Here is a 5,795-nt window from a genome sequence, read left to right on the forward strand (position 1 = left end):
CGGGCGAGCGCGGAGACGGGTATCGACGCGATCGCGCACAGCGCGTTCATCACGCAGTTGAAGGCGACCTTCGCCCAGATCACGCCGAGCACGTCGTCGGCTGCGCGGGTGGGCAGGCCCGCGGCCGACAGAGCCAGCCGGGTCCGTTCGGCATGGGAAGAGGGCCCCGGCTGGAGCGCGCCGAGCACGGTCTCACCGGTCCCCAGCGCGCGGATGTGCCCCGGGCCGAGCAGTTCGGTGCCGAGCGTGGTGGTCCCGGCCAGCAGCCGGGCGGCCGGCACGTAATCAGAAAGCGCCTCGATGTTGCCCAGGCCGTTCTGCAGCGTGAGAACCACCGTGGACGGCCCGATCGCGCCTGCCGTGGCGGCCGCGACCGCGGCCGTCGCCGTGGCCTTGGTGAACACGATGACCAGCTCGGCGGGCTGCCCGGCAGCGGCGGGGAACAGCCGCGCCGGCACCGGCACCACCCGGGAGCCGTCGGCGTCGTCGATCCGCAGCCCGGAGGAGTTGACCGCCGACACGTGCTCCTGCCACCCGTCGAGCAGCAGCACGTCGTGGCCCGCGGAGAACAGCGCGCCGCCGAACCGGCACCCCATCGCCCCGGCCCCGGCGATCGTGATCTTCACCGCTGTCCCAGGTAGGCCGGCGCGGGCCAGTCGGAGCAGTCCGACTCCGCGGGCACGCCGAGGGCCGGGGTGCCGTAGGTGCGGAACGTCGACGGCAGCCGGGCACCCCAGCCGGGCTTGGCCGCGTACTGCGCGGGAGTCCAGATCACCGGGTTGTCGTCAGGGTCGAAGCCGAGGTACCCGCCCGAGCAGATCTCGATCCTGTTGCCGCCTGGCTCGCGCGTGTACAGGTAGAACCCCTGGATCGGGATGTGCCTGGACGGCCCGGCCTCGATCGGCACGAAGGCGTCGTTCATCAGGTCCGCCGCGCGCAGCACGTCCTCCCGCGAGTCCACCCAGAACGCCAGGTGGTGCAGCCGCGCCGCCCCGGACAGGTAATCCCGCACGTAGATGACCTCATGCCCCTGCACCGTGCTGCTCAGCCACGCCCCGTCCTCGGCGCCGTCGTCCCGTCTGATGATCTCGAACGTGCGCAGCCCGAACCCGTCCTCCCAGAACGCCCGGCAGGCCCGCACGTCCCGTGCCATCAGGTTGACGTGCTCGAGGCGGCGGACGTTCGCGCCCCGTCCCAGGTACCGCCCGTGATTGGTCTTCATCGCGGGCTCCTGCCCGGCGCCAGGCGACCACTTGGACGTCTCGTAGTAGATCCGCACCGGGTGCCCGTCGGGGTCGGCGAACTCGAACGCGGGTCCCTTGCCCGCCTCAGGCTCCACCCAGGAACCGTCGACGCCGGCCGACTTGAGCCACGTGACCCGCCGCTGCAGCGCGGCGGGGCTCCAGGCCCGCACCGCCATGTGCCCGAGGCCCGGGTGGCCGGCCGCCGTCAGCTTCAGGCAGTACGGCTCGTAGTCGCCGTAGCCGCGCAGGTACCACGAGCCGCCGTCCTCGGCCGCCACGGTCAGGCCGAGCAGCGACGTGAAGTACCGCAGGCTCTCCTCCGGGGCCGGGGTGAGCAGTTCCGCGTGCCCGATGTGGGCGACGTCGCGCCATCGCTCCGTCGTCGGCTCCGTCGTCGGCTCCGTCATCGCGCCTGTCCTTTCAGCGCAGCTCGCCGAGGGCCGCCCGCGCGGCCGCGCCGAGCATCGACAGGTCGGTGGAGACCGCCAGCAGGGTCAGCCCGCGTTCGGCCCACTGGCGTGCCTCGCCGGCGCTGCCGCAGAAGATCCCGAGCGGCGTCCCGTGGCTGGCGGTCGCGGCGATGACCGTCTCGATCGGGCCCGACACGTCCGGGTGCCGCAAGTCGCCGGGCCGCCCCATCGACACCGACAGGTCGCTCGGCCCGATGAACAGCGCGTCGAACGCGTCGCAGGCGAGGATCTCACCGACCGCGGCGACGCCCTCAGCCGACTCGATCTGCCCGACGAGCACGGTCGATTGCAGGCTCGCGGTCAGGTGCTCACCGGCGGAGACGGCCCCGAACCGCCCGGCCCGCGTCGCCAGCGACAGCGACCGCGATCCGACAGGGGGGTAGTGCACCGCCGCGCGCGCCGCCGCCGCGTCCTGCGCCGAGGTCACGTCGCTCACCTGGATGCCGGTCGCCCCGCAGTCGAGCAGCTGCCCGCACAGCCCGAGCGCGGAGGCGGGCAGCCGCACGACGACCGGCACGCCGTGGGCGTCGCACGCCCGCACGATGCCCTCGATGTCGCCAACGGACAGCGCGGAGTGCTCCAGGTCGGCGACGATCAGGTCGTACCCGGCGGCCGCGAGCACCTCGGCGACCGAGGCGTCACGGGACTTCACGAACGTTGCGAGGAGACGCTCGCCGCCGCGCAGCCGCGCCCGCAGCGGGCGGGCCTCAGCCGTCGGAACCGCCGTCACCCTCGTCGATCGCGTAGTAGTCGTCGCGGCGCGGGTTGAAGATGCTCAGGTCGACCAGCGCCTCGTCCTCGGCCGCGACCGCGTAGTGCAGCACGCCAGAAGGGACGACGAGCATGTCGCCCTGCGCGACCTCGACGGTCTCGTCGCCGACGGTGAACGTGCCGTGCCCTGAGACGATGTACACGATCTGTTCGTGCGGGTGCGTGTGCGGCCGCGGCTCATGCCCGGGGCTCAGCGTGCCCCAGGCCAGCGTCGCGCCCGCGCCGGAAAACGAGCGCCGGGTCACCCCGGGCCGCACGTCGGTCAGCTTGAGCTCGTCGATGTTCGCTTTCTTCATCGCAACACCCCCAGCGGAGCGGCCGTGACCGAAGCGAACATATATGATCCGCCGCGATTAGGGAAGAGCCGACCGCCGCCACCCGCCGGCGGAAGGGTGCACCGCCGACCGCATCAGCCGGGATTTTTCATTCCAATTATTCCGAACGCTCCCCGGCTTCTCTCCAGCGCCGGCCCTCCCGCGAGCGGCGGCGGCCGCCAGCACGGCGGCGAGCGCCGCGATCTCTACGTGGTTCGCGTCACCGCGAACCACTACTAGCCCGGGGGGGCGACCCCCCGGAGCCCCCCGGCTGCGGCTTGACGCCGCACGTGCCTCATGGGGCGCGTCCCCCGATCCACCCACGTAATTCCCCGGGTCAGTCACGCTGTTTAGCCCGGGGGGGCGACCCCCCGGAACCCCCCGGCTGCGGCTTGACGCCGCACGTGCCTCGCCGGGCACTTCCCCCGGGTCAGTCACGTGTTTCCGCCGGGTCAGCCACGGGACTTGCCTACTCCGATGCCGAACTCCCTGTGCACCCGCGCCCAGAACGCGTCCCGCAGCCATTCGCGGGCCTCCTGGTAGGGGCGCAGCGACTGGCCGAGCTCCTTTTCCGCCTCGACGAGCAGCTCCTTGTCGATGACCGGCGGCAGAATCGGCCCGGGCAGCAGGTCGCGGATGTTGTCGGCGCCCCGGGTGAGGATCCATTTGTGCGCGACGTGCTCGCCCGCCTCTTCGACGTGCCGCCGGTCCGGGCCCAGCCGCGGCATCGGGCCGGTGCTCGCGCCGGTGAGGTGCGAGTTGCGCCCCAGCGGGGCGGGCGGGCGCAGGTGCCGCTCGCCGAACAGCTGGGCCGGTGACGGCACGCTGGCCTGGATGTCCGCCCGCGGCTGCTCGGCGACGGGGTTCTTGGTGAAGTACGGGCGCAGGAACCCGGCGTCGAGCACGTCCACGGTGTCCGATTCCCAGACCAGCCGCTCGGCCTGGTTCGTCCCGTACGGCGGCTCGATGCCCCACAGGTGTACCCGCACGCCGAACGCCTGGGCGGCCTCGACGGCGGGGACCATGTCCTCGTCGCCCGCGATGAGCACCGCGTCGGTTATCGCGCGGTGCCGCGCGAGCGACTCCATGTCGGCGCGGATGTTGGCGTCCACGCCCTTCTGCTGGCCGCGCGCGTTCAGGTTGCCGAGGCGCAGCTTCACCCAGGCCATCTGCGCGACGACGCGCTGGTCGATGGTCGGCACCCGGTCCCGCGCCGCGTCGTACCAGTACACGCGGAGCAGTTCGCCGCGGAAGAGCTCGTCCGCGTGCTTGGTGACCGCCTGGATGAGGCCGACCGCGTCCACCCGGTAGTCCCGCCGGGAACTCGTGCCGAAAAGCAATTCGCCCGCGGCCGCGTAGATATACCCGACGTCAACCATGACAGCGTACCTGGCGAGGACGGGCATCGGGGCGGCGAATTCGCTCATCGTCTACCGACTCTAAGACAGCCGGGCCAATGCGCGCGCCAGTTGGCCGGCATTGCCGCCAGACCCTGGTCACCGGCGTCACAGCGGAATGTTGCCGTGCTTCTTCGGCGGCAGCGTTTCCCGCTTGGCGCGCAGCGACAGCAGCGCCTTGGTGACGGCGACGCGGGTTTCGGCCGGGCGGATCACCGCGTCAAGGTAACCGCGCTCGGCGGCGATATAGGGATTGGCGAGAGTGTCCTCGTATTCGGCCGTCCGCCGCGCCCTGAGCTGCTCCGGGTTATCGGCGCTGGCCAGCTCGCGGCGGTACAGGATGTTGACCGCCCCCTGCGCGCCCATCACCGCGATCTGGGCGGTGGGCCAGGCCAGGTTGATGTCGCCGCCGAGGTGCTTGGACCCCATGACGTCGTAGGCGCCGCCGTAGGCCTTGCGGGTGATCACGGTGACCTTCGGGACGGTGGCCTCCGCGTAGGCGTAGATCAGCTTGGCGCCGCGGCGGATGATGCCGCGCCACTCCTGGCTGACGCCGGGCAGGAAGCCGGGCACGTCGACAAGCGTCAGGATCGGGATGCTGAACGCGTCGCAGGTCCGCACGAACCGCGCCGCCTTCTCCGAGGCGTCGATGTCGAGGCAGCCGGCGAAGTGCATGGGCTGGTTGGCCACCACGCCGACGGGGAAGCCGGCGATCCGGCCGAAGCCGACGACGATGTTCGGCGCGAACGCGGCGTGGATTTCCAGGAACTCGCCGTCGTCGAGCACGGTCTCGATGACCGCGTGGATGTCGTACGGCTGGTTGGGCGAGTCGGGGATGAGGGTGTCAAGCGCCCGGTCGTCCGCCGAGATCTCCAGGTCGGCGGGGATGTCGATGGCCGGCGGCTCGTCGAGGTTGTTGGACGGCAGGTAGGACAGCAGCTCCCTGGCGAAGGCGATGCAGTCCTCCTCGGACTCCGCCTGGTAGTGCGCGACGCCGGACTTGGCCGCGTGCGCGTGCGCGCCGCCGAGCTCCTCGAAGGTGACGTCCTCCCCGGTCACGGTCTTGATCACGTCGGGCCCCGTGATGAACATGTGGCTGGTGCCCTCGACCATCAGGGTGAAGTCGGTGATCGCCGGCGAGTAGACGGCCCCGCCGGCGCACGGCCCCATGATGAGGGAGATCTGCGGGATCACGCCGGAGGCGCGGGTATTGCGGAAGAAGATCTCCGCGAACAGCCCGAGCGCGACCACGCCCTCCTGGATCCGGGCGCCGCCGCCGTCGTTGATGCCGACGACCGGGCAGCCGGTCTTCATCGCGTGGTCCATGACCTTGACGATCTTCTCGCCGTACACCTCGCCGAGCGACCCGCCGAACACCGTGAAGTCCTGGCTGAACACGCATACCGGGCGGCCGTCGACCGTGCCGTGGCCGGTGACCACGCCGTCGCCGTACGGCCGGTTCGCCTGCATGCCGAAGTCGTGCGCCCGGTGCCTGGCCAGCTCGTCGAACTCGGTGAACGAGCCCGCGTCAAGCAGCAGGTCGATCCGCTCGCGGGCGGTCAGCTTGCCGCGGGCGTGCTGTTTCTCCACCGCCTGCGC

General features: G+C 71.5%; 7 protein-coding genes. All 7 read right to left on the reverse strand.

Going from position 1 to position 5,795, the window contains the following annotated elements:
* On the reverse strand, nt 1–626 hold a 626-nt coding region (locus tag Q1N79_RS15150; protein WP_300609586.1), incomplete at its 3' end, for a ketopantoate reductase family protein.
* Nucleotides 623–1,651 (reverse strand): VOC family protein, encoded by a 1,029-nt coding sequence (locus tag Q1N79_RS15155; RefSeq protein WP_300609588.1) that lies wholly within the window; start codon nt 1,649–1,651, stop codon nt 623–625. The genes Q1N79_RS15150 and Q1N79_RS15155, both read right to left, overlap by 4 nt.
* 13 nt (nt 1,652–1,664) lie before the next feature.
* Nucleotides 1,665–2,444 carry an aldolase/citrate lyase family protein gene (locus Q1N79_RS15160; RefSeq protein ID WP_300609590.1) on the reverse strand — a complete coding sequence of 260 codons (780 nt, stop codon included), beginning with the start codon at nt 2,442–2,444 and terminating at the stop codon, nt 1,665–1,667.
* A complete protein-coding gene (locus Q1N79_RS15165) occupies nt 2,422–2,781 on the reverse strand; it encodes a cupin domain-containing protein (protein WP_300609591.1) in 360 nt (119 codons plus the stop codon). Before Q1N79_RS15165 ends, Q1N79_RS15160 begins: the two co-directional genes overlap by 23 nt.
* A 57-nt stretch (nt 2,782–2,838) precedes the next feature.
* Nucleotides 2,839–3,324 (reverse strand): acyl-CoA carboxylase epsilon subunit, encoded by a 486-nt coding sequence (locus tag Q1N79_RS15170; protein ID WP_300609593.1) that lies wholly within the window; start codon nt 3,322–3,324, stop codon nt 2,839–2,841.
* Nucleotides 3,252–4,226, reverse strand: coding sequence for an NYN domain-containing protein (locus Q1N79_RS15175; RefSeq protein ID WP_300609595.1), 975 nt, complete (start codon nt 4,224–4,226; stop codon nt 3,252–3,254). Before Q1N79_RS15175 ends, Q1N79_RS15170 begins: the two co-directional genes overlap by 73 nt.
* Nucleotides 4,227–4,304: 78 nt before the next feature.
* Nucleotides 4,305–5,795, reverse strand: a 1,491-nt coding sequence (locus Q1N79_RS15180) for an acyl-CoA carboxylase subunit beta (protein ID WP_300609597.1), incomplete at its 5' end; no start/stop codon positions are given.

It is taken from the genome of Trebonia sp., assembly GCF_030042015.1.
Taxonomy (GTDB): domain Bacteria; phylum Actinomycetota; class Actinomycetes; order Streptosporangiales; family Streptosporangiaceae; genus Trebonia.

Bases quoted from the DNA above. Each gene is read 5' to 3' on its own strand.
- Q1N79_RS15175 (WP_300609595.1), bottom strand. From the start codon at position 4,226: ATGAGCGAATTCGCCGCCCCGATGCCCGTCCTCGCCAGGTACGCTGTC.
- Q1N79_RS15165 (WP_300609591.1), bottom strand. From the start codon at position 2,781: ATGAAGAAAGCGAACATCGACGAGCTCAAGCTGACCGACGTGCGGCCC.
- Q1N79_RS15170 (WP_300609593.1), bottom strand. From the start codon at position 3,324: ATGGCTGCGGGACGCGTTCTGGGCGCGGGTGCACAGGGAGTTCGGCAT.
- Q1N79_RS15155 (WP_300609588.1), bottom strand. From the start codon at position 1,651: ATGACGGAGCCGACGACGGAGCCGACGACGGAGCGATGGCGCGACGTC.